Annotated in this window: 26 protein-coding genes; 12 read left to right on the top strand and 14 right to left on the bottom strand. The window is 72.6% G+C overall.

The features are described 5' to 3' along the window. Positions 1-73 precede the first annotated feature (73 nt). Positions 74-610: a hypothetical protein gene (locus AB0C02_RS16155; protein ID WP_357548748.1), complete on the top strand. Its 537-nt coding sequence runs from the start codon at positions 74-76 to the stop codon at positions 608-610. A 31-nt stretch (positions 611-641) separates the two neighbouring features. On the opposite strand, the gene AB0C02_RS16150 is transcribed toward AB0C02_RS16155, so the two are convergent. The 3 genes from AB0C02_RS16150 to AB0C02_RS16140 all read right to left on the bottom strand — a co-directional run bounded on the left by AB0C02_RS16150 (position 642) and on the right by AB0C02_RS16140 (position 3,991). After that, entirely contained in the window at positions 642-1,154 is a 513-nt protein-coding gene (locus tag AB0C02_RS16150) for an HIT domain-containing protein (protein ID WP_357548776.1), read from the bottom strand. A 138-nt stretch (positions 1,155-1,292) separates the two neighbouring features. Continuing rightward, complete coding sequence (gene thrS / locus AB0C02_RS16145; RefSeq protein WP_357548747.1) at positions 1,293-3,305, bottom strand: threonine--tRNA ligase; 2,013 nt, start codon at positions 3,303-3,305, stop codon at positions 1,293-1,295. Between the two features lie 452 nt (positions 3,306-3,757). Continuing rightward, entirely contained in the window at positions 3,758-3,991 is a 234-nt protein-coding gene (locus AB0C02_RS16140) for a winged helix-turn-helix domain-containing protein (protein ID WP_357548746.1), read from the bottom strand. Between the two features lie 335 nt (positions 3,992-4,326). Here AB0C02_RS16140 and AB0C02_RS16135 point away from each other — a divergent pair, with 335 nt between their 5' ends. The 3 genes from AB0C02_RS16135 to AB0C02_RS16125 are packed head-to-tail and all read left to right on the top strand — an operon-like array spanning position 4,327 to position 5,200. Beyond that, a complete protein-coding gene (locus AB0C02_RS16135) occupies positions 4,327-4,614 on the top strand; it encodes a hypothetical protein (RefSeq protein ID WP_357548745.1) in 288 nt (95 codons plus the stop codon). A 2-nt stretch (positions 4,615-4,616) separates the two neighbouring features. Continuing rightward, positions 4,617-4,877 (top strand): hypothetical protein, encoded by a 261-nt coding sequence (locus AB0C02_RS16130; RefSeq protein WP_357548744.1) that lies wholly within the window; start codon positions 4,617-4,619, stop codon positions 4,875-4,877. Further along, positions 4,871-5,200, top strand: a complete 330-nt coding sequence (locus AB0C02_RS16125) for a hypothetical protein (RefSeq protein WP_357548775.1) — start codon at positions 4,871-4,873, stop codon at positions 5,198-5,200. Before AB0C02_RS16130 ends, AB0C02_RS16125 begins: the two co-directional genes overlap by 7 nt. A gap of 87 nt (positions 5,201-5,287) precedes the next feature. Here the strand turns inward: AB0C02_RS16125 and AB0C02_RS16120 are convergent, their stop codons facing one another. Beyond that, complete coding sequence (locus tag AB0C02_RS16120; RefSeq protein WP_357548743.1) at positions 5,288-6,211, bottom strand: ADP-ribosylglycohydrolase family protein; 924 nt, start codon at positions 6,209-6,211, stop codon at positions 5,288-5,290. A 73-nt stretch (positions 6,212-6,284) separates the two neighbouring features. Between AB0C02_RS16120 and AB0C02_RS16115 the strand changes: the two genes are divergently transcribed. Together AB0C02_RS16115 and AB0C02_RS16110 are read left to right on the top strand one after the other, a co-directional pair. Beyond that, positions 6,285-6,974, top strand: a complete 690-nt coding sequence (locus AB0C02_RS16115) for a response regulator transcription factor (RefSeq protein WP_357548742.1) — start codon at positions 6,285-6,287, stop codon at positions 6,972-6,974. Between the two features lie 29 nt (positions 6,975-7,003). Continuing rightward, positions 7,004-8,389: a HAMP domain-containing sensor histidine kinase gene (locus tag AB0C02_RS16110; protein WP_357548741.1), complete on the top strand. Its 1,386-nt coding sequence runs from the start codon at positions 7,004-7,006 to the stop codon at positions 8,387-8,389. A gap of 260 nt (positions 8,390-8,649) precedes the next feature. Here the strand turns inward: AB0C02_RS16110 and AB0C02_RS16105 are convergent, their stop codons facing one another. Both AB0C02_RS16105 and AB0C02_RS16100 read right to left on the bottom strand, forming a co-directional pair. Next, positions 8,650-9,675 carry an adenosine deaminase gene (locus AB0C02_RS16105; RefSeq protein ID WP_357548740.1) on the bottom strand — a complete coding sequence of 342 codons (1,026 nt, stop codon included), beginning with the start codon at positions 9,673-9,675 and terminating at the stop codon, positions 8,650-8,652. After that, entirely contained in the window at positions 9,672-10,466 is a 795-nt protein-coding gene (locus tag AB0C02_RS16100; protein WP_357548739.1) for a trans-aconitate 2-methyltransferase, read from the bottom strand. The genes AB0C02_RS16105 and AB0C02_RS16100 overlap by 4 nt, the downstream gene beginning before the upstream one ends. A gap of 84 nt (positions 10,467-10,550) precedes the next feature. On the opposite strand from AB0C02_RS16100, the gene AB0C02_RS16095 reads away from it, so the two are divergent. Both AB0C02_RS16095 and AB0C02_RS16090 read left to right on the top strand, forming a co-directional pair. Continuing rightward, positions 10,551-11,534, top strand: coding sequence for an aldo/keto reductase (locus AB0C02_RS16095; RefSeq protein WP_357548738.1), 984 nt, complete (start codon positions 10,551-10,553; stop codon positions 11,532-11,534). Between the two features lie 91 nt (positions 11,535-11,625). After that, positions 11,626-11,823 (top strand): hypothetical protein, encoded by a 198-nt coding sequence (locus AB0C02_RS16090; RefSeq protein WP_357548737.1) that lies wholly within the window; start codon positions 11,626-11,628, stop codon positions 11,821-11,823. A gap of 89 nt (positions 11,824-11,912) precedes the next feature. On the opposite strand, the gene AB0C02_RS16085 is transcribed toward AB0C02_RS16090, so the two are convergent. The 4 genes from AB0C02_RS16085 to AB0C02_RS16070 all read right to left on the bottom strand — a co-directional run bounded on the left by AB0C02_RS16085 (position 11,913) and on the right by AB0C02_RS16070 (position 13,474). After that, positions 11,913-12,116: a cold-shock protein gene (locus AB0C02_RS16085; RefSeq protein WP_091424054.1), complete on the bottom strand. Its 204-nt coding sequence runs from the start codon at positions 12,114-12,116 to the stop codon at positions 11,913-11,915. Between the two features lie 283 nt (positions 12,117-12,399). Beyond that, complete coding sequence (locus AB0C02_RS16080) at positions 12,400-12,672, bottom strand: DUF4235 domain-containing protein (RefSeq protein ID WP_357548736.1); 273 nt, start codon at positions 12,670-12,672, stop codon at positions 12,400-12,402. Beyond that, complete coding sequence (locus AB0C02_RS16075) at positions 12,669-13,043, bottom strand: DUF3618 domain-containing protein (RefSeq protein ID WP_357548735.1); 375 nt, start codon at positions 13,041-13,043, stop codon at positions 12,669-12,671. Before AB0C02_RS16075 ends, AB0C02_RS16080 begins: the two co-directional genes overlap by 4 nt. After that, positions 13,040-13,474 (bottom strand): phage holin family protein, encoded by a 435-nt coding sequence (locus AB0C02_RS16070; RefSeq protein ID WP_357548734.1) that lies wholly within the window; start codon positions 13,472-13,474, stop codon positions 13,040-13,042. Before AB0C02_RS16070 ends, AB0C02_RS16075 begins: the two co-directional genes overlap by 4 nt. 226 nt (positions 13,475-13,700) lie before the next feature. Between AB0C02_RS16070 and AB0C02_RS16065 the strand changes: the two genes are divergently transcribed. Then, entirely contained in the window at positions 13,701-13,988 is a 288-nt protein-coding gene (locus AB0C02_RS16065) for a GNAT family N-acetyltransferase (protein ID WP_357548733.1), read from the top strand. Between the two features lie 28 nt (positions 13,989-14,016). Here the strand turns inward: AB0C02_RS16065 and AB0C02_RS16060 are convergent, their stop codons facing one another. After that, positions 14,017-15,519, bottom strand: coding sequence for a glycoside hydrolase family 3 N-terminal domain-containing protein (locus AB0C02_RS16060; RefSeq protein WP_357548732.1), 1,503 nt, complete (start codon positions 15,517-15,519; stop codon positions 14,017-14,019). A 143-nt stretch (positions 15,520-15,662) separates the two neighbouring features. Here AB0C02_RS16060 and AB0C02_RS16055 point away from each other — a divergent pair, with 143 nt between their 5' ends. Both AB0C02_RS16055 and AB0C02_RS16050 read left to right on the top strand, forming a co-directional pair. Then, positions 15,663-15,785: a hypothetical protein gene (locus AB0C02_RS16055; protein WP_357548731.1), complete on the top strand. Its 123-nt coding sequence runs from the start codon at positions 15,663-15,665 to the stop codon at positions 15,783-15,785. Between the two features lie 79 nt (positions 15,786-15,864). Next, positions 15,865-16,815, top strand: coding sequence for a TIGR03557 family F420-dependent LLM class oxidoreductase (locus AB0C02_RS16050; RefSeq protein WP_357548730.1), 951 nt, complete (start codon positions 15,865-15,867; stop codon positions 16,813-16,815). Positions 16,816-17,162: 347 nt separating this feature from the next. On the opposite strand, the gene AB0C02_RS16045 is transcribed toward AB0C02_RS16050, so the two are convergent. The 3 genes from AB0C02_RS16045 to AB0C02_RS16035 all read right to left on the bottom strand — a co-directional run bounded on the left by AB0C02_RS16045 (position 17,163) and on the right by AB0C02_RS16035 (position 19,567). Then, on the bottom strand, positions 17,163-17,987 hold the full coding sequence (locus AB0C02_RS16045) for a PH domain-containing protein (protein ID WP_357548729.1): 825 nt from the start codon (positions 17,985-17,987) through the stop codon (positions 17,163-17,165). Positions 17,988-18,051: 64 nt separating this feature from the next. Continuing rightward, positions 18,052-18,687, bottom strand: coding sequence for a helix-turn-helix domain-containing protein (locus tag AB0C02_RS16040; protein WP_357548728.1), 636 nt, complete (start codon positions 18,685-18,687; stop codon positions 18,052-18,054). A 40-nt stretch (positions 18,688-18,727) separates the two neighbouring features. Next, positions 18,728-19,567: a methyltransferase domain-containing protein gene (locus AB0C02_RS16035; protein WP_357548727.1), complete on the bottom strand. Its 840-nt coding sequence runs from the start codon at positions 19,565-19,567 to the stop codon at positions 18,728-18,730. Positions 19,568-19,731: 164 nt separating this feature from the next. Here AB0C02_RS16035 and AB0C02_RS16030 point away from each other — a divergent pair, with 164 nt between their 5' ends. Next, on the top strand, positions 19,732-20,763 hold the full coding sequence (locus AB0C02_RS16030) for a helix-turn-helix domain-containing protein (RefSeq protein ID WP_357548726.1): 1,032 nt from the start codon (positions 19,732-19,734) through the stop codon (positions 20,761-20,763). Positions 20,764-20,816: the final 53 nt, after the last annotated feature.

Below are 20,816 nucleotides of genomic sequence, written 5' to 3'. Positions count from 1 at the left end.
GTACTGTCGAGGGAGACGCTCCGGGGGGTTCGCCGATCTTGGCGGCGAGGCACTACCGCGGCCAGGAGAAACGATGGGCACGGCGGCGAGACAGGATGCGCGGGCGACGACGGTACGACCGCTGCCCCGCTGGGTGGCACCCACCTTCGCGGTGCTGGCGCTGCTCACTCTGCCCTGGATCGGCTACCTGGGACTGACCCTGCCCCGGCACCCGATGACCGTGCACTACCGGGTCGCCTGGGTGGGCTTCGACCTGGGGTTGGTGGCGCTGCTGGCGTTGACCGCGGTGCACGCGTACCGGGGGCACCGGCAGTTGGGGCTGGCGGCCAGCGCCACCGCGACCATGCTGGTGGTGGACGCCTGGTTCGACGTCGTCACCACCCCCGCCGGGCCGGACCTGGTGCTGTCCGTGCTGCTGGCCGCGCTGGTCGAACTGCCGCTGGCTGCCCTCTGCGTGTGGATTGCCCGACACGGCGACCGAATGGTCGAGGGACGGCTGCGCCACCTCGCCGCCCGGGCCGAACTCGCCACCGCCCGGGCCGAGACGGCCCGGCGGACCGCCACCGGCGCGCGCCGCCGGCCGACCCGGGCCCGCAACCGGTGGCGCTGAACGATCGCGGGTCGGACTGCTTCGCGCCCGGTCAGGCCGGCCAGGCCTTGGCGAGCAGATCCCGGGTGTCGGCGAGCAACTGCGGCAGCACCTTCGTCCGGCCGATGACCGGCATGAAGTTGGCGTCCCCGCCCCAGCGCGGCACCACGTGCTGGTGCAGGTGGGCGGCGATGCCGGCGCCGGCCACACCGCCCTGGTTCATGCCCAGGTTGAAGCCGTGCGCGTTGGAGACCCGGCGGACCACCCGCATGGCGTCCTTGGTGAACGCCGCCAGCTCGGCGGTCTCCGGCGCGTCCAACTCGGTGTAGTCGGCGACGTGCCGGTACGGGCAGACCAGCAGGTGCCCCGGGTTGTACGGGTAGAGATTGAGCACCGCGAAGACGTGCTCGCCCCGGGCGACGACCAGGCTCTCGTCCGGGGGCAGGCCGGGGGCCAGGCAGAACGGGCAGCCCGCGGGCTTGTCGTAACCGCCCGCGGGCCGGTCCTCGCCGGAGATGTAGGTCATCCGGTGTGGCGTCCAGAGCCGTTCCAGGCCGTCCGCCAGACCGTTGCCAGTGCCGCTGTCGGTGCCGCTGTCGAAGTGCCGATCCGCCCCAGTCACAGGCCGATCCTACGATCACCGCCACCGGACGCCAGCCGCCGGCGGGGCCGGCCCGGTGCCCGGGCTCGCCCCGCCGGACGGTCAGCTCTGCGCCGCGGGCCCCGAGTTGGTCCGGGACCCGACCACGTCGAGCACGTGGGCGACCGCCTCGGCCACCGGCACGCCGTTGCGCTGCGACCCGTCCCGGTAACGGAAGGACACCGTGCCGGCGGCCACGTCGTCATCGCCGGCGATCACCATGAACGGGATCTTCTGCTGCTGGGCGTTGCGGATCTTCTTCTGCATCCGGTCGTCGCCGAAGTCGACATCGGCCCGGATCCCCTCGGCCCGCAGCGTCGTGACGAAGTCCTGAAGGTAGTCGGCGTGCTCGTCGCGAATCGGGATGCCCACCACCTGCACCGGGGCCAGCCAGGCCGGGAACGCCCCGGCGTAGTGCTCGGTGAGCACGCCGATGAAACGCTCGATCGACCCGAACTTGGCGCAGTGGATCATCACCGGCTGCTGCCGGCTGCCGTCGGTCGCCTGGTACTCCAGCCCGAAGCCCTTCGGCTGGTTGAAGTCGTACTGGATCGTCGACATCTGCCAGGTGCGGCCGATCGCGTCCTTGGCCTGCACCGAGATCTTCGGGCCGTAGAACGCCGCGCCGCCCGGGTCGGGCACCAGGTCCAGCCCGGTCTCCCGCGCGCACTGCTCCAGCACCGCGGTCGCGGTCGCCCAGTCCTCGTCCGAGCCGACGAACTTGTCGGGCCGGGATTCGTCGCGGGTCGACAGCTCCAGGTAGAAGTCGTCGATGCCGAAGTCCCGCAGCAGGCTGAGCACGAAGCCCAGCAGGTGCTTGACCTCGCCCGGCGCCTGCTCCTTAGTGCAGTAGGAGTGCGAGTCGTCCTGGGTGAAGCCGCGTACCCGGGTGAGGCCGTGGATCACGCCGGACTTCTCGTACCGGTAGACCGACCCGAACTCGAACAGCCGGATCGGCAGCTCGCGGTAGGACCGCCCGCGCGACCTGTAGATCAGGTTGTGCATCGGGCAGTTCATCGCCTTGAGGTAGTAGTCGCTGCCCTCCATCTCCATCGGAGGGAACATCGTGTCCTTGTAGTAGGGCAGGTGGCCCGAGGTGTGGAAGAGGCCTTCCTTCGAGATGTGCGGCGTCCCGACGTACTGGAAGCCCTCCTCGATGTGCCGGGTGCGGACGTAGTCCTCCATCACCCGCTTGAGCACGCCGCCCTTGGGGTGGAAGACGGCCAGGCCCGAGCCGATCTCGTCGGGGAAGCTGAACAGGTCCAGGTCCGCGCCGAGCTTGCGGTGGTCGCGCCGGGCGGCCTCCTCCAACAGCTTCAGGTATGCCTTCAGCTCGTCCCGGGTCGGCCACGCGGTGCCGTACACCCGCTGGAGCTGCGGGTTCTTCTCCGACCCTCGCCAGTACGCGGCGGCCGAGCGCATCAGCTTGAACGCGCCGATCAGCCGGGTGTTCGGCAGGTGCGGCCCGCGGCACAGGTCGGACCAGCAGACCTTGTCCTCGTTCGCGGCGAGGTTGTCGTAGATGGTCAGCTCGCCGCCGCCCACCTCCATCACCTCGGAGGAGTCCAGCCCCTCCCCCTTGACCTCGATCAGCTCCAGCTTGAACGGCTCGGCGGCCAGCTCGCCCCGCGCCTCGTCCAGGCTGCTGAACCGGCGCCGGCGGAACCGCTGGCCGGACTTGACGATCTCCTGCATCCGCTTCTCGAGCTTCGCCAGGTCGTCCGGCTGGAACGGCTTGTCGACGCCGAAGTCGTAGTAGAAGCCGTTCTCGATCGGCGGGCCGATGCCGAGCTTCGCCTCGGGGAAGACGTCCTGCACGGCCTGGGCCAGCACGTGCGCGGTGGAGTGGCGCAGCACGTTCAGCCCGTCCGGCGAGTCGATGGCGACCGGCTCGACCGTGGTCTCCTCGGCCGGCTTCCAGTCCAAGTCGCGCAGCTGGCCCTGCGGGTCGCGAACCACCACGATCGCCTTCGGGCCGCTGGTGGGCAGCCCGGCCGCGGCCACCGCGTCGGCCGCCGTCGTCCCGGCGGCGACGACGACGGGGTCGGCCACGACGGGGGTACGGGGTGCGGACACGGTGACTCCTGTCGTCGATGGGAAAATCTCTGCCGGTTACCGGCCCCTGCGATGCTATCGGTCCGGCTTTCCACACCGTCGGCGACGCCGCGCTGTCCCGAACGCGAGCATTCGGCCTGATCTCCCCCGCCGGGCTACCGGTCGGGGCGCGAGCCGGCAGCCCGGTGGACACTCTCGGGCGTGTCGTGCGGAAGGCCGACGTGCGCTCGAAAGCGACATGACTGTGAGAAATATTTATGACTCTGAGTCATGTCGCTCTCAGGATGATTCCCGCCCATCCGGCAGTTGCTCAGCGACGAACACGCCGACGCCGTGCACGCCCTCCACCCAGCCCTGCATCCGCAGGACGAGAATCGCCTGTCGCCCGAATCCGCTCACGGATCTGGTCCGCGATCTGCGCCCAATTGGCTTTGGCGGGCAGAAGGGGCACTTTCCGTACGTGGCGGAACGGGCTACGCCTGCTCGCCCGGCGGCTCCTTGACGAAGACGCCGAGACCGTGCACCCCTTCGACCAATCCCTCGGTCTTGAGCACGATCATGGCGTGATTGACCACTCCCGCCGACACACCATGCTGGCTACAGAGCTGTGCGGTGGATGGCAACTTGTCGCCTGGGGCGAGTTCTCCGGACGCGATCTGCTCGCGGATGAGGTCCGCGAGCTGCGCCCACTTGGGCTTGGCGGGCATCTGCTCTCCCTGGTCTGCCCCGCCATTTGATCACGCCCTGCTTCTACCGACAAGTAAGAGGTACTTGGTGGTTGACCCATGCACAGTACTAAGTATAAGTTCGTGCCGACCCGCTCACCTGGTCTGCAAACCGCGAGCTGGTCACCCCGTAGGACCACCCGCCCGGCCACTCCCCCGGTAGTCGGCCGGGTGCCACCCCATGCCCGCGACCTGATGTCGACGGGCCCGTGAGCAGGCCCGGGGCGGGAGCCGGGCTCCGGCCGATCATGCGCGCACGGCCGACCCCGCCCGTCTCGGTGCCGCACCCTGACGAGAGGTGGGACAGCGTGCGGTCAGTGGTCGATGAACCGATCGACGCGATGGAAAAGGTGATCGGCGAACTACCGATGCCATGGGTCGTCACGGTGGAAGACGTCAAGCTCGCCATCCGAGCGGTGCTGGTCCACGCACCCGAGGAGTGGCCCACCGGCCCGCTGTGCCGCAGCGACCGGACCCCGTACCCCTGCCTGCTGCACCGGTGGGGACGACGGGTGCTGCGCTCGCGCGGCCTGCCCGACGGCGTGATCGACCGGCTCGCGGAACGCGGTGAGGCGCTGGTCCGCGTACCGGATGGGGGGTGGTGAGGATGTGGTCGCGACGGAACGCGGGGCCGGTGCCGCTCGCGCCCCGGCACCGGCGGACCTGGCGGCGATGGCGGCGCTGGTGCTCGTGCGGCCTGCGCTGGAGCGCCTGCCCGGATCGGCACGCGCCGATCCCCACCGAGCCGCCCACACCGCCACCGAACAACCGATGGTGGAACGAGGTGACCATCGCGAACCCACAGGTCGGGCGGGCCGGCTGGCTCACCCCGGCACAGACCTGGCGAGCCAACGGCGGCCGCTGGTGACCAGACCACACACGCCGATCCGGCCGCTCTGGCTCTGCCGCGCCTGCACCGCCCCCTGGCCCTGCCCGACCGCCCGGCTCACCCTGCTGCGCGAGTACGCCAACGACCGGGTGGCGCTGCTGGTCTACCTGGGCGGGATGCTGCACGACGCAGCCGGCGAGCTGCGCATCCTGCACCCGGACCACGCGCCCGAGCCCGGGCAGCTCTTTGATCGCTTCCTCGGCTGGGCCCGCCGACCGACCACCACCTCGCCCGGCGTACCCGACGAGACTCCTCCTCCGCCACCGCTGCCCGGCGATTCACTCACGTCATCAAGTTCGTAGCGGCCGAGCAGGTCTGGCCACGCGGGCTGGCCAGAAGACCCAGCTCGCCGGCGACCCGCCGGGCGGATCTTGCGGAGGACGGGAGGGTCAGGCAGGGAGCCAGGCGGGCAACGGCTCGCGGGCGGCGAGCCAGTCGTCAGGCACCCCACGCGGCGTGCCGACACCGGTGTACGCGGCCACCACGCCGCCGACGATGGCCGCCGTGGTGTCCACGTCCCCACCCGCCTCGACGCAGACCCGGATCGCGGCCGGGTAGTCATGCAGGTGCGTGGCGGCGACCCAGAGGGTGAACGGGACGGTGTCCTGCGCGGTCACCCGGGAGCCGTTGCCGAGCATGTCGACGACCCTTGTCGCGGAGTGACCGAGCAGCGCGGCGGCCCGGCGTACGCCCCGGTGCAGTTCGCCGCCCGGGTCCAGGGCGGTGGCCACCGCGCCCAGCAGCCGGGCCGGTTCGGGCCGGTCCCCGTCCAGCCGGGCCCGGGCGGCGAGCGAGGCGGCCACCGCCACCGCGACCGCCCCGGCGATCCCCTCCGGGTGGGCGTGGGTCACCTCGGCGGAGGCGCGGGCCTGGTCGGCGGCGTGCCGGGTCGAGTCGGCGTGCCAGGCGCCGAGCGGGGCGACCCGCATGGCGGCGCCGTTGCCGCAGGAGCCCTGCCCGTCGAACGCGGACGCGGCGGCCACCGGCCACGGCGTACCGGTGCGGATCAACCGCAGAACGGTCACCGCGCCCGGGCCGTAGCCGCGGTACGGCTCGCAGCGCTCGGCGAAGGCGAGTGCCAGCGAATCCCGCTCGACCCGTCCCGCCTCGCCCAGCGCGGCCACCACGGAACAGGCCATCTCCGTGTCGTCGGTCCACGCCCACGGCGGGGGCGGCAGCCGGCCCGCGGCGAGGTCGCCCGGGTGCCGGCCAGGGACGAAGAACTGGCTGCCGAGGGCGTCACCGACCGACAGCCCGGCGAGGCTGTCGCGGGCGAGCGCCAGCCGGGTGTCGGGGAACAGGGTGAACGTCATCGTCGTCACAGCTTGCCCGCTTCCCGCACCTGCCGCAACGCGCCGACCTTGCCAGGCCGAGTACCGTTCTGACGTGGCCACCGTCCTCCTGGTCGAAGACGATCACGTCGTACGCGGCGCGATGCTGCGGTCCCTCACCGACCGGGGCCACGCCGTACACGCCGTCGGCACGGCGCTGGACGCGCTGCGTCGGGTCGCCGCCGAGATTCCCGACCTGGTCGTGCTCGACCTCGGCCTGCCCGACCTGGACGGCTCGGACGCGCTGCGGATGCTGCGCGGGATCACCGACGTGCCGATCATCATCGCCACCGCCCGCGACGACGAGCAGTCGGTGGTACGGCTGCTCCGGGCGGGCGCCGACGACTACATGGTCAAGCCGTTCACCGGTGCCCACCTGGACGCCCGGATCACCACCGTGCTGCGCCGGGCGGGCCGGGCCAGCCGCACCGTCGCGCCCGCCGTGCACACCGTCGGCGGGCTGCGGGTTGACGTGGGCGAACGCAGCGCGGTGCTGGACGGGCAGCCCCTGGCGCTGACCCGCAAGGAATTCGATCTGCTGGCGTATCTCGCCGCGCGTCCCGGTCGAGTGGTGTCCCGGCGGGAACTCTTGGAGGAGGTATGGCGGCAGCCCTCGGTCGGCGAGGACCAGACCATCGACGTTCACCTCTATTGGCTGCGCCGCAAAATGGGCGAGTCCGCGGCGAAGCCGCGCTACCTGCGCACCGTGCGGGGGGTCGGCTTCCGGCTGGTGGCGCCGGACTGAGGACCGCGCTGGCCTGGCTCACGGCCGGCATGTGCAGCCTCGTCGCGCTCGCCTTCCTCGTACCCCTCGGGTTCAGCCTCGGCGACCAGTCGCGGCAGGAGAAGCTGGCGGACGCGGCCCGGCGCAGCGCCCTGGTCACCGGCGCGCTCGCCGCCAGCACCGACCCGGAGGTCGTCGGACGTGCGGTCGCGGCCAGCGCCGATGACCCGGCGCTACGGCCGGTCGTACACGGCATCGGCGGTGACGAGTCCGGTGGCCGCGCAGACGCGGCGGCGCTGGCCCGGACCCGCGCCGACCGGCGCTCGCTGGTCACCGACGTGCCCGGCGGGCTGCTCCGGCTGGACCCGGTGGTGCTCGGCGACCAGGTCGCCGTGGTGGAGGTCTTCGTCCCCGACCGGGTGCTGGACGAGGGTTCCGGCCGGCGCTGGCTGTTGCTGTTCGCGGTGGCGGCGGCGCTGGTGGGGGCCGCGGTGATCGTGGTCGACCGGATCGCCGCGCGGGCGGTGTCCGCCACCGGCGAACTGGTCAAGGCGGCCCTCGCCGTCGGCGACGGCGAACTCGGCGTACGGGTCGAGCCGGCCGGCCCGCGGGAGCTGGCCGAGGCCGGGTACGCGTTCAACCGGATGGCGGAGCGGCTGGTCGCGCTCCGCGCCGACGAGCGGGAACTCGTCGCGGACCTGTCGCACCGGCTGCGCACCCCGCTGACCGCGCTGCGGCTGGACGCGGAGGCGTTGGAGTCGGACGACACCAGCATCGGGACGTTCAGCGAGGCCGAACTGGACCGCCGGCGCGGCATCCGGCGGATCCGCCAGGCGATCGTCACCCTGGAGGGCGAGGTCGACCAGCTGATCAAGACCACCCGCAAGGCGGTCAGCCAGGAGACCGGACCGGCGACGTGCGACGTCAGCGAGGTGGTCCGGGAGCGGATGGTCTTCTGGTCGGCCCTCGCGGGCGACCAGCACCGGCCGCACCGGGTGGTCGGCGCCCAGCTGCGTATCCCGGCGCCGGTGGCCCGGGCCGAGCTGGCCGCCGCGCTCGACGCGGTGATCGGCAACGTCTTCCGCTACACCCCGCAGGGCACGGCGTTCGAGGTGGCCGTCAGCCGCCGGGACGGCTGGGTGGCGATCCGCATCGACGACGCCGGCCCCGGCATCGCCAACCCGGACCGGGCGCTGTGCCGGGGCGCCAGCGACCAGGGCTCCACCGGGCTCGGGCTGGACATCGCCCGGCGGGTCGCGTTGCAGGCCTCCGGGTCGGTCAGCATCGACCGGGCCCGGCTCGGCGGGGCCAGCGTGGTGATGCTGCTGGCCGACCCGGAGGCGACGCCCCGGCAGGTCAACCGGTTCGGGCTGGTCGGCCGGATGGCCCGGGACGTCCGGGAGCAGAAGAGCCGCCGCCTGCCCCGCCGGCGCTGACCGTCGCCGGGTCGTGGCTGTGGCCCGGCGCAAATCTTCCTTAGATCTGGGTTAACCACGGCCGTGCCGGCCCGGCCGGGTGCCAGGATCAGACCGAAACCAGCAGTTCCGTCGGCCGGACGCCCCCAGCACCACCCTTGGCCGGCGGGGCCGTGCGCGCGGCGGGAGTATCGGTCCCCCCACACCTCGCTCCCGTCGCGCGCCACTCCCTCCTCGACCGCACCTCGGGCCGCGTCCGGCGATGTGCGGTGGCGGCCCTCTCAGCGAGGCGCACTCGCCAGGTAGGCGTCGATCTCGCCGCTGATCCGGGCCTGCTCCGCCGGCTCCAGGAACGACGCGGTGACCGCGGCGCGGGCCAGCGCGGCCAGCCCGTCCGGGCCGAGCCCCAGCAGCCGGGCGGCGACGGCGTACTCGTCGTTCAGGGTGGTGCCGAACATCGGCGGGTCGTCCGAGTTGATGGTGACCAGCACCCCGGCCTCGACCAACTGTGGCAACGGGTGCTCGTCGAGGCTCGCCACCGCCCGGGTCCGGACGTTGGAGGTGGGGCAGACCTCCAACGCGATCTGCCGCTGGGCGAGGTGGGCGAGCAGCTCGGGGTCGAGCGCGGCAGAAATGCCATGGCCGATCCGCTCCGCGCCCAACTCGCGCAGCGCGTCCCAGATCGTCTCCGGGCCGGTGGTCTCGCCCGCGTGCGGCACCGAGCGCAGCCCGGCGGCCCGAGCCCGGTCGAAGTAGGGCTTGAACTGCGGCCGGGGCACCCCGATCTCGGGGCCGCCGAGGCCGAAACTGATCAGCCCGGCCGGTTGCTGCTCCAGCGCGACCCGCAGGGTCTCCTCGGCGGCCGGCAGCCCGGCCTCGCCGGGAATGTCGAAGCACCAGCGCAGCGCGATGCCGAAGTCCGCCTCGGCCCGTTTGCGGGCGTCCTCGATCGCTTCGCAGAACGCCGGCGCCGGGATTCCCCGGCTCACGTGCGAGTACGGCGTGACGGTCAGCTCGGCGTACCGGACCTGCTGGCGGGCCAGCTCCCGGGCCACCTCGTGGGTGAGGATCCAGACGTCCTCCGGGTCGCGGATCAGATCCACGACGCTGAGGTAGACCTCGACGAAGTGGGCGAAGTCGCGGAACGCGAAGTAGTCGGCAAGCCGCTCCGGGTCGGCCGGTACCGGACTGTTCCCCTCGTGCCGGGCGGCCAGCTCGGCGACGATCCGGGGCGAGGCGGAGCCGACGTGGTGCACGTGCAGCTCCACCTTGGGCAGTCCGGCGATGAACGCGGGCAGGTCGGTCACGAGGTCTCCTCTGCGCGGGCGCCGGTGCGGGCCACCGCGAAGATCCGGCGGAACGGGAAGTACACCTGACCCTGCCGCACCGGATAATCCTGCGCGAGCCGGATGCCCAACTCGGCGCGGAAATCGGCCCAGCCGGAGGGGTCCAGCGCGGCCCGGACCGGGCGCAGCGCGGTCCCCTCCATCCAGGACAGCACCGGATGGTCCGCGCCGACGGCGGCCGGGAGCAGGTGCACGTACGTAGTCTCCCAGGCGTCGACCGCGCAGCCGGCACCGACCAGCAGCGCGGCGTAGTCGGCCGGGTCGGCGACGGGTGCCTCGCGCAGCAGCGGAGCGAGTGTGTCCCGCCACCGGTCACTCCGGGCGACCTCGCGCAGCGCGCGGTGCGACGGGGCGGCGAAGTTGCCGGGCACCTGAAAGGCCAGCCATGCCCCGGCCGGCAGCGCGGCGGCCCAGCGGGTGAGCAGCTCCTGGTGGCCCGGCACCCACTGGAGCACCGCGTTGCAGACCACCACGTCCACGTCGGGCTCCGGCCGCCAGGAGCGTACGTCGCCGACGGCGAAGGCGGCCGGGGAGTCCAGCGCGCTCGCCTTCGCGATCATCTCCGGGGACGAGTCGATCCCGCTGAGCCGGGCCCCCGGCCACCGCCCGGCCAGGGTGACGGTGAGCGTGCCGGGGCCGCAGCCGAGGTCGACCACGGCCCGCGGACGCTCGGCCGGAACCCGGGCGATCAGGTCGTGGAAGGGCCGGGAGCGCTCGTCGCCGTAGCACAGGTAGGTAATCGGGTCCCACATGACATTTCTCCAAACCGTACGTACGTCTTGTTAAAGACTACGGCCCGGCTCCCGCGCCGGCAAGCGGCTCATTACGCTGCCCGCATGGAACAGCGCAGCTTCGACCGGCTCGGCCGGCACGTCGGCGTCGTCGGACTCGGCACCTGGCAGCTCGGCGCCGACTGGGGTCAGGTCAGCGAGAGCGCGGCGATGGAGGTGCTCGCCGCCGCCGTCGAGGCCGGTGTCACCTTTCTGGACACCGCCGACGTGTACGGCGACGGCCGCAGCGAGCGGCTGATCGGCCGGTTCCTGCGCGAGCACCCCGGGCACGGCCTGACCGTGGCCACCAAGATGGGCCGACGGGTGCCGCAGACGCCGGAGGCGTACACCCTGGACAACTTCCGCGCCTGGACCGACCGCTCCCGGGCCAACCTCGGCGTGGACACCCTCGACCTGGTGCAGCTGCACTGCCCGCCGACCGCCGTCTTCGCCGACGACCGGGTCTTCGACGCGCTGGACACCCTGGTCGCGCAGCGGCGGATCGCCGGGTACGGGGTCAGCGTCGAGACCTGCGACCAGGCCCTCACCGCCATCGCCCGCCCCGGCGTGGCCAGCGTGCAGATCATCCTCAACGCGGTCCGGCTCAAGCCGCTCGAACGGGTGCTGCCCGCGGCGTCGACGGCCGGGGTGGGCATCCTCGCCCGGGTGCCGCTGGCCAGCGGCCTGCTCTCCGGCCGGTACGACGAGCGCACCACGTTCCCGGCGGACGACCACCGCAACTTCAACCGGCACGGGGAGTCCTTCGACGTCGGCGAGACGTTCTCCGGGGTCGACTACGACCTCGGCCTGGCCGCCGTACGCCGGCTGGCGCCGCTGGTCGGCGACGACCGGACGATGGCCCAGTTCGCGCTCCGCTGGATCCTCGACCAGCCCGGCGTCACCGTGGTCATCCCCGGCGCCCGCGACGCCACGCAGGCCCGGCGCAACACCGCGACGGCCGACCTGCCGCCGCTGACCGGGGCGGAGCAGGACGCCGTCCGCCGGACCTACGACGACCTGATCCGGCCCCGGGTGCACGACCGGTGGTGACCCGGGCCCGCGGGCGGAATCGGCGCGGCGCCGCCGGGGGCCGGCCGTCGGGGGCATCCTGGAGTCGGTGCCCGTCGGCGGAGGGGAAACGATGAGAGGCTGGTTCCGGCTCGCCCTGGGGCTGCTGGCCGTCGCGCTGGGTGCGCTCTGGACGGTGCAGGGGCTGGGCTACGCGGGCGACAGCGCGATGACCGGGCAACGAATCTGGGCGATCGTCGGCCCCGTCGTCGTCCTGATCGGACTCGTCGCCCTCTACTACGGTATCCGGGCCCGACGCCGACGCACCTGAGGTCGACAATGCCCCCGGGAACGCGGAAAGCCCCGCCTCCCAAACGGGACGCGGGGCTACGCGGCATCCGGCGTAGGCCGGCACCGTGCTCAGATGGGGCGGACCTGCTCGGCCTGCGGACCCTTCTGACCCTGGGCGATCTCGAACTCCACCCGCTGGTTCTCCTCCAGCGTGCGGTAGCCGCTGGACTGGATGGCCGAGAAGTGGACGAACACGTCAGCACCCCCGCCGTCGACGGTGATGAAGCCGAAGCCCTTGTCAGCGTTGAACCACTTCACGGTTCCCTGCGCCATGTGTATCTCCTTCTGAAACTGGCGGCCGAGCATGCCGTGCGGCCGATTGGCCGTTTTCGAGCAGCGGCGCCTGAGGCGGCCCCCGGTGAAGGAGACTTCTCTCAACCCACGCGTCTCTCAACAGCGTGAGACAGCAAACCACGTACGCAAAAACTCTGCACAGCCTACCCGACGAAATTCTCCGACATGTGACCTGACGGTTGCGGCGGGTCCTCTGGCCGGGCCGGGCGGGCTATGCGAAAGGGCCCTTCCCACCAGGGAAAAGGGCCGCTTCGCGGACGGTTCAGTCGGGCCAGTGCCCGGTGAGTTTGCGTACGCTCATCGCCCCGCCCCGGTCCACGGCGGCCCGGACGATCGCGAAGATCGCCCCCTGCAACGCCGCGGCGGCCAGGATCTCGCCCCAGCGCCGGTCCTCATCGGTGGCGCTGGGCGCCTCCCCGTCGCCCGCCGTCATCCGCCACACCTGCCGGAAGATGACCCCGGCGACCGTACCGGCGGCCAAGCCGAGCAGCACGCCGACCGGCTTGTACGCGGCCTTGCCGATCCTGTTGCTCACCTGCGCCTCCCCCGGACGATCAGCAGCACCACCACGGCCGCCACCGCGCCGGCCGCGACGACCGCCCATGGCATCGGGCTCCGCCGGACCACCGCACCCTTCTCGTGCGCCTGCGTGCGCGCGAGCCGGGTCTTGCTCGCCGCCTGCTCCCGGGTAGACCGGGCCTTCCCCGTCGCCTGCCCCCGCACCCGGGCCATGGTCTGGGCGGCCTGCGCGAGCATCCGCCCCTTCGCGTGCTCGGCGGACTCCCGCAGCCGGGCCTTCACGTCGGCCCGGGCGGCCAGCAGCTCCATCGTCTCACCCAATTCGACCCGGGTCCGGCGGATCTCCTCGCGGAGCGCCTCCACATCCCCGGTTCCGTTGCCGGTCATCCCCGCCTCCCGTCCCGCACCGCGGCGGCGACGGTGTCGAGGTCCGCCCGTACGCTGCGGACCGTCGACTCCGGCAGCGGCGGGACGGCACGGCTGAGCTGCTGCTTGCCGACCAACGCGAGGATCCCGGCGAGCAGGAAGAGCGCCCCCGACACGATCAGGGCGGCCGCCCACGCCGGCAGCACCAGCGCCAGCACCAGGATCACCGTGGCGACCATCGCGCCGGCGCCGAAGAAGGCCATCATCCCGCCGCCGCCGAGCAGGCCGATCCCGATCCCCGCGTGCTTGCCCTTGCGGGCCAGTTCCGCCCGGGCCAGCGCCAGCTCGTCCCGCACCAGGCGGGTGACCTGCTCGGTGGCCCGCTGCACCAGTTCTGCGGTGGACGGCTCGTGCCCGTTCCGGGACGTGCTGCGACTCGCGACGTCAGCCATGCTGTCCTCCTTTCCTCACCCCCGCGCTGTATGCCCGGAGTCGCCGCCCGTCAATCCTGCGGCGCGTGGCCGGCCCGGCCGCGCACCACGGGACGCTCGGCCGCCGAAGACGGACCGGAACCGGGACGTGCCCAGCAGGTCCCCCGAAACCGGCGGAACAAACGCGCCCGGCATGAATGTGCCGCGACCCTTACCGGCTGGCAGGTGCCGGGGAGAGAATGGCTCGGTGAGCTTCCTGGTCGAGGACGACCCCGCCAAGCGCCGCTTCGAGATCCTGGTCGACGACGCGCTGGCCGGGTTCACCGAGTACCTGCCACGCAACGGCGTGCTGGTCTTCACGCACACCGAGGTGGACGAACGCTATCGGGGCATGGGCATCGGCGAGGCGCTGGTGCGGGGCACCCTCGACCAGCTCCGCGAACGCGGTGACCGGCTGGTGCCCCAGTGCCCCTTCGTGGCCGCGTTCATCCAGCGTCACCCGGAGTACGCCGACCTGGTGGTCGCCGAGTCCTGACCGTCGCCGAGGGGCCTGGCCCGCCGGATCAGCGCAGGCCGGTGAGCAGCTCGACGGCGGCGTACGCGGCCGCCCGGGTGGCGCCGTGGGTGGCCAGGTGGACCGCGCCGGTCACCAGCTCGGGGACGCCCAGCTCGACCACCACGCCGTCCGGGCGGGCCGCGAGGGCCCGGGCCACCGCGTCCCGCATCCAGTCGTGCCGGTGCAGGTCCCGCACTACCAGCACGAGGGGGCGCTCGGCCGCCCCGACGGCCGGGTCGGCGACGGCATCACTCTCTGCATAGCGGACGGTGGTGGTGCCGGGGACGAGTTCGGTCAGCGGCGCGGCGATCCCCCACGGGGTCTCCGCGCCCATCGCGATGTTGCGGGGCGGGACGAACTCCACCACGTGGGCCGGGCCGGCCAGCGGCAGCAGCCCGGATCGGCCGGTGACCACCCGCACCGCGCGGCGGGCGGCGGCCAGCCCGATCGCCGAGCCGTCGACCGCGGGGGCGGTCGCCGGCCGGCCCGCCCGGGCGGCGACGGTCCAGGCGGCGAGCTGGCCGACCCGTTTCGCCGCCTCGGCCAGCCGCTCCTCCGGCAGGTGACCGGCGATCACCGCCGCGACGATGGCGTCGCGCAGCTCGATCGCGTCCGCCTCGGTGGCCCGCTCCCCGCCTACGCAGATGGCGTCCGCCCCGGCGGCGAGGGCGCGGACCGCCGCCCCGGCGAAGCCGTACCGGTCGGCGACCGCCCGCATCTCCACCGCGTCGGTCACCACCGCGCCCTGGAAGCCCAGCTCGTCGCGGAGCAGGCCGCCGAGGATGCGCGGGCTGAGCGTGGCCGGCAGCTCCGGGTCCAGCGCCGGCACCAGCAGGTGCCCGGTCATTACCGCCTGCACCCCGGCGGCCACCGCGGCCCGGAACGGCGCCAGCTCGACCGCGTCCAGCCGGGCCCGGTCGCCGTCGATGCGGGGCAGGTCGTGATGGGAGTCGACGTGGGTGTCGCCGTGGCCGGGGAAGTGCTTGGCGCAGGCGGCCACCCCGCCGGCCTGGAGCCCGCGTACCCAGGCGGCGGTGTGCCGGGCCACCAGGGCCGGGTCAGCGCCGAACGAGCGGACGCCGATGACCGGGTTGGCCGGGTTGGAGTTGACGTCGGCGTCCGGGGCGTAGTCGAGGGTGATCCCGAGGGCGGCCAGCTCGGCGCCCAGGTCGCGGGCGACCTCCTCGGTCAGGCCTGCGTCGTCGACGGCGCCCAGGGCGAAATTGCCGGGCCGTGAGCTGCCCCGGGCGGACTCGATCCGGGTGACGTCGCCGGCCTCCTCGTCGACTGCCACGATCACGTCGGGCCGCTCGGCCCGCAGCGTCGCGGTGAGCGCGGCGACCTGGTCGTGGTCGACGATGTTGCGGGCGAAGAGGACCACCGAGCCGAGCCCCTCGCCGAGCCACCGGCGCACCCAGGGCGGCGGGGTGGCGCCGACGAATCCGGGTTGCAGGACGGCGGCGGCGAGGGCCGCCAGGTCTCCGGTCGCTCCCACGATCCGCTCGCTCATGCGCTGTCGTACCCCCGTCTTTTTCTCCCCACGGCCCGCCGCCTGCGACGGTGCTGCCATTGTTCACACCGAGCCCGGTAATAGTCAACAATCCTTACTGTTAACACCTGGCGTACCCGGACCGGCCGTGCGAGAGTGCGACCATGTCCCCCTCGCTGCTCGCCGACGCCACCTCCGCCGCGGACATCCCCGGCGTACGCCTGCTCGGCCTGGTGGTCGGCGGCCTGTTCCTGCTGATCGCGATCCGCGCGATGTTCCGCCGCTGACCCCACGGCGTTCGGGCCGGCGCCCTCCCGGGTACGTCGCTGTCCGAAGGTGCGCCCGGCACCCGCGGAGGGGGGAGCGATGAGGATTGGTTTCGCGCTGGCCAGCGAGGAGTACGGCCCGGCGGAGCTGCTCGCGCAGGCACGCGCCGCCGAGCAGGCCGGCTTCGCGGCGCTCTGGATCTCCGACCACTACCACCCCTGGGTCGACGCCCAGGGCCAGAGTGCCTTCGTCTGGTCCACGATCGGTGCGCTCAGCCAGGTCTGCTCACTGCCGGTGACCACGGCGGTCACCTGCCCCACGGTGCGGATCCACCCGGCGGTGATCGCCCAGGCCGCGGCCACCAGCGCGGTCCTGCACTCCGGCCGGTTCGTCCTCGGCGTCGGCAGCGGCGAGGCGCTGAACGAACACATCCTCGGCGACCCTTGGCCGCAGCTCGACGTCCGGTTGGAAATGCTGGAGGAGGCGGTGGAGGTGATGCGCAAGCTGTGGCGGGGCCACTTCGTCAACCACTACGGGCGGCACTACACCGTCCAGCACGCCCGGATCTACACCCGCCCGGACACGCCGCCGCCGGTCTACGTCTCCGGCCTCGGCCCAAAGTCCATCGACCTGGCGGCCCGGATCGGCGACGGCTACATCAGCGTCAAACCCGACCCGGAGATGGTCCGCCGATTCCGGAACAACGGCGGCGGCGACAAGCCGTGCCAGGCCAGCTTCAAGGCGGCGTACGCCGACAGCGAGGACGAGGGCATGCGGCTCGCGTACGAGAAGTGGCCGAACGAGGGCGTGCCGGGCGAGCTGTCCCGGGTGCTGGCGTCGCCGCGGTACTTCGAGCAGGCCGCGCAGCTGGTGCGGCCGGAGATGATGAAGGAGTTCTTCATCTGCGGCAACAACCCGGACGCCCACCTGGAGATGATCGACCGGTACGCCAAGGCCGGCTTCGACGAGCTCTACCTGGCCAACACCGGCCCCCATTGGCAGGGCCTGTTCGACCTCTATCAGCGCGAGGTGTTCCCCCGGCTGCGCTGACCATCGGGTGGCCTCACCACAGCCCACAACCCTCTCCTGGCCGGCTCATCGCCCACCAGCCCCGACCCACCCACCACTCTCTGTCACATTATCCACACCCGACAGGGAGGGGCGAGAATGACTTTGCTCTGCAGCCATACCCGCAACAGTCACGCACCGTCCTCGGTTGCGTATATGGCTGCAGAGCAAAGGCGGGTGAAGGAGTGTTCCCGGCCAGCCCTGACTCACGGGGTTTTCGCTGGTCACGCGGCTGAGCCGGCGACAAATCCCGCAGAACGGCACCTGCAGCGCCGCCACAGAGGGTGACAGAACCTCATTGGATGCGACGACCACCCACAGTTACGACCTCAACAGCCCACGCCCAACGCCCGGCACAGCCGCTCGTTGCCGGCTGCGGTGCCGATCGCCGTCCGCTCCTGCGGATGGTCGACATACCAGCGCAGCACATCGGTCAGGAACCACGGATGGATCGACAAATAGCTCAACGTCAGCCAGGGCCTGGCGGCCAAACCCCAGGCCAGGCCACGACGCTCGACCAACTCGGGGCGGACCACCGTGAGGACCAACGAGTTCCCGGAGGGCTCCCGCACCGGCGTGCCCGGCGCCAGGGCCTCCCACGCGATGTGCCGACGGCCCAGCAGGTCGCGGTACTCGATCCCGGACGGGGTGAGGTCCATCCGGGGGCGGCCGTCGAAGAACGCCACCACGAACGCGACCAGCAGCAGCAGCCACAGCGCCGCCATGAGCCACGTCACGACGGCCAACAGGTAGCCGAACGGTTCCGGGGCGTCAGGATCGCGAAGCAGGTCGACGCTGACGACGCCGAACTGCGTAATCGCTGCGGTGAAGACCATGACCTGTGCGGCGACGAGCCAGCCGACGGACGGGGTGGCGGGCGCCCGGAGCCGACCCGGCCCCACGACGACCAGCCGGACCGGCCGCCGCCACGGCCCCAGCAAGCTCAGCCCGACCCCCGCGAGGAGCAGCAGGGCCAGCAGGACCGGCGTCATCACCAGCGCGAGGTCCCACCCGGACGAGCGCAGACCACCGGATAGCACGATCGCCGCCCGCGCCAGCGAGAAGAGCAGCGCCGCCACGACCGCGAGGCGGGCCATCCAGGTGCTGGCTGACGGGTGGACGGGAGCGGTGGCCGGAATGGTCGGCGAGGGCATGCCGGAATGGTGGCCCACCGGGTCAACCGACGCATGTCGGCCGGAGCGCGGACGCCCGACGGGCTCAGCTGTCCACGGGTGCGATGCCGTGCAGCAGGGTGGTAACGAGGGCGTCCACCAGTTCGGGTGAAGGCTCCGGGGGCGGTCCGGTTGGGTCGAGCAGCCGGCCGAGGACCAGGTCGTGGCAGACGCCGACGACCAGCGTGGCGACCGCCTCCGGGCTGGCTGTCGCCCCGACCCGGCCGAGCCCCTGCTCCGCCCGGACGTAACCGGCGAGTTCCGCCCGCAGTCCCTGACCACCGCCGAGCGGGGTGGGCAGGTCGCCGAGCCGGGCCAGCAGCTTCGGCTGGGTGGCCAGCCCCGCGAAGGCCGGCAGAATCGCCGCGTGCAGCGCCAGCGCCCGCCGCAGGTACGCCCGCAGGTTCGCCTCGACGGCGCCCTCACCCGGCTGCGGCGGCGGCCCCTCCTGCGCCGCCTCGACCGTCCGCACGTGCGCGTGCAGCGCGTACGCCAGCAGTTCTTCCTTGTCGGCGAAGTGGTTGTAGAGCACCCCGTCGGCGACCTCCGCCTCCCGAGCGATGTCCCGAACGGTTAGCCCGGCCACGCCGCGCCGCGCGACCAGCCGGCCGGCGGCGGCGATCAGGTGCTCCCGCAGGCTCTGCTCGCCGCCGCCCAGCGCGGCCGCTCGTCTCGGTGCCATGACCCGGCATCCTAGGGTCGGGGCCGGAGCCGGTCGGCGGTCAGCCGGGGTGCCGCGCGGTGACCAGCCACGCGGCGTTGCGCAGGCGTACACCCTCGGGCCTCTCGTACGGGCGCATCGCCTCGGCCAGCGCGGCCCGGACCCGGTCGGTGGCCGGCGGGTCGAGGGGTTCGAGGCGGTGCCGGATCGGCCCCCAGCCGGCGAGGAAGCCGGCCGCGTCCGCGGCGTCCCGCCCCCAGGTTCCCGTCGCCTCGTGGGCGACGCAGGCCACGTCGGCGAAGCCGGCGTCGGCGAGCACGCCCCGGACGACGGCCGGGTCCGCGAAGGAGAGCGGCTCGCCGACGGCGGTGCCGTCGGTGTCGATCGGCGGCAGGTGCGCGGCGAGCGGGGCGAGGACCGCGCCGAGGTCACCCCGGCGCACGTCGTCGAGGCAGACGAAGGCGAGCCGGCCGCCGGGGCGCAGCGCCCGGCCGACGTTGACGAACGCGGCGACCGGGTCGGCGAAGAACATCACCCCGAACCGGCTGAGCGCGACGTCGAACCCGTCGGGCGGGAAGGGGTGGACCTGGGCGTCGCCCCGGACGAACTCGACGTTGGCCACGCCCTCCTCGGCTGCCGATGCCCGGGCCCGGTCCAGCATCGGCGCGGACAGGTCGACCCCGACGGCGTGACCGGCGCCGGAGCGCCGGGCGGCCAGCCGGGTGAGCTGCCCGTTGCCGCAGCCGAGGTCGAGCGCGCGGTCGCCCGGCCCGACCGCGGCGAGCAGCACGTCGTTGAAGCCGCTGTTGATCGCGTCGTACCGGGCCTGGTGGGTCGCCCAGTGCCGCCCCTCGTAACCGTTCCAGGCCTGGTCCTGATGCTCGTTCCCGGTCGTCGCCACCCTGCCTCCTTATGAACAAATGTTCATGAACATATGTTCATAATGGATCCGACCGGGCAGAGCGTCAACGTTTCGGCCGCGATGACGAGGCACTACCCTGACCCAGGGCGTCGTCGAGGATGGAGGGACGAACCACAGGGAGGGGTCGTGGCATGGACACCGGGATGAAGCGACAAATTTTCGACACGAAACAGGTGCCCGCCGCCGACCGCTTCGGACTGTGGCTGGACATGCTCGCCAACACGCCCGCGCTCATGCGGATCCGCACCGAGCATGCCGACGACTTCGTCGCGCGGGCGGAGTTCCTCGACCTGGGGCCGATACAGCTGGTCCGCCACCGCTACCCCTCGTTGGACGGGGTCCGGAGCCGGAAGCTGATCGAGCGCTCCGACGCGGACTACTACCTGCTCGCGCTTACCCTCTCCGGCACCGGCATCGCGGACCAGGACGGGCAGCGCGGTGTCTGCCGCCCCGGCGACTTCACCTTCTACGACTGCGCCCGCCCTCAGGAGCTCAGCCATCATGGCGACGACTACGGGCGGGAGCCCGTCAGTTCGATCGTCGCCTTAGTCCCGTACGACGCGCTGCCCCTGCCGCACCGCAGGCTCGCCCCGCTGTTCGCCGCGCAGATGTCCGGCACCGAGGGGGTCGGCGTGCTACTGGCCAACTACCTCATTCAGCTCACCGGCCATCCCGAGCAGTACCACGCCGCGGACGCCGAGCGGCTGGCCGGGGTCGGGCTGGACCTGCTCTCCACCATGCTCGGCCGGCACCTGGTCTCGGAGGACGCGGTGCCCACCGAGGTACGCCGGCGCGCGCTGCTGGCCCAGATCCATTCCCACATCCACCAACACCTGGGCGACGTGTCGCTGAGTCCTCGGCTCATCGCCGAAGCGCACCACATCTCGGTCCGGTCGCTGCACCGGCTCTTCGAGGCCGAGGAGACCACCGTCGCGGCGTACGTCCGGGACGAGCGACTGGAACGGTGCCGGCGGGACCTCGCCGACCCGACCCTGCGGGACCTGCCCATCCAGACGATCGCCGGCCGCTGGGGCTTCCGCGACAAGGCGCACTTCAGCCGCGCGTTCCGGGCCGCGCACGAGGATACGCCCCAGGCGTACCGGACGCGGCACCTCGGACGGGCACGCATCGTCAACAGTCCGGCGTCCGTAGTCAACCCGGAGTCGACATACTGACTACGGGCCGGCGGCCGGGGTAACCGGCGCGGGCCCACTGGTAACGGGGGGCC

The organism is Micromonospora sp. NPDC048999, assembly GCF_040649295.1.
Classification (GTDB): Bacteria; Actinomycetota; Actinomycetes; order Mycobacteriales; family Micromonosporaceae; genus Micromonospora.
This window is presented reverse-complemented; position numbering and strand designations above follow the sequence as displayed.

Excerpts from the sequence above, each read along its gene's own strand:
- AB0C02_RS16095 (WP_357548738.1), top strand. The coding sequence starts at position 10,551 with ATGGAACAGCGCAGCTTCGACCGGCTCGGCCGGCACGTCGGCGTCGTC.
- AB0C02_RS16140 (WP_357548746.1), bottom strand. The coding sequence starts at position 3,991 with ATGCCCGCCAAGCCCAAGTGGGCGCAGCTCGCGGACCTCATCCGCGAG.
- AB0C02_RS16055 (WP_357548731.1), top strand. The coding sequence starts at position 15,663 with ATGTCCCCCTCGCTGCTCGCCGACGCCACCTCCGCCGCGGACATCCCC.
- AB0C02_RS16050 (WP_357548730.1), top strand. The coding sequence starts at position 15,865 with ATGAGGATTGGTTTCGCGCTGGCCAGCGAGGAGTACGGCCCGGCGGAG.
- AB0C02_RS16155 (WP_357548748.1), top strand. The coding sequence starts at position 74 with ATGGGCACGGCGGCGAGACAGGATGCGCGGGCGACGACGGTACGACCG.
- AB0C02_RS16030 (WP_357548726.1), top strand. The coding sequence starts at position 19,732 with ATGAAGCGACAAATTTTCGACACGAAACAGGTGCCCGCCGCCGACCGC.
- AB0C02_RS16045 (WP_357548729.1), bottom strand. The coding sequence starts at position 17,987 with ATGCCCTCGCCGACCATTCCGGCCACCGCTCCCGTCCACCCGTCAGCC.
- AB0C02_RS16110 (WP_357548741.1), top strand. The coding sequence starts at position 7,004 with ATGTGCAGCCTCGTCGCGCTCGCCTTCCTCGTACCCCTCGGGTTCAGC.
- AB0C02_RS16070 (WP_357548734.1), bottom strand. The coding sequence starts at position 13,474 with ATGGCTGACGTCGCGAGTCGCAGCACGTCCCGGAACGGGCACGAGCCG.
- AB0C02_RS16090 (WP_357548737.1), top strand. The coding sequence starts at position 11,626 with ATGAGAGGCTGGTTCCGGCTCGCCCTGGGGCTGCTGGCCGTCGCGCTG.
- AB0C02_RS16075 (WP_357548735.1), bottom strand. The coding sequence starts at position 13,043 with ATGACCGGCAACGGAACCGGGGATGTGGAGGCGCTCCGCGAGGAGATC.
- AB0C02_RS16040 (WP_357548728.1), bottom strand. The coding sequence starts at position 18,687 with ATGGCACCGAGACGAGCGGCCGCGCTGGGCGGCGGCGAGCAGAGCCTG.
- AB0C02_RS16100 (WP_357548739.1), bottom strand. The coding sequence starts at position 10,466 with ATGTGGGACCCGATTACCTACCTGTGCTACGGCGACGAGCGCTCCCGG.
- AB0C02_RS16130 (WP_357548744.1), top strand. The coding sequence starts at position 4,617 with ATGTGGTCGCGACGGAACGCGGGGCCGGTGCCGCTCGCGCCCCGGCAC.
- AB0C02_RS16085 (WP_091424054.1), bottom strand. The coding sequence starts at position 12,116 with ATGGCGCAGGGAACCGTGAAGTGGTTCAACGCTGACAAGGGCTTCGGC.
- AB0C02_RS16060 (WP_357548732.1), bottom strand. The coding sequence starts at position 15,519 with ATGAGCGAGCGGATCGTGGGAGCGACCGGAGACCTGGCGGCCCTCGCC.
- AB0C02_RS16120 (WP_357548743.1), bottom strand. The coding sequence starts at position 6,211 with ATGACGTTCACCCTGTTCCCCGACACCCGGCTGGCGCTCGCCCGCGAC.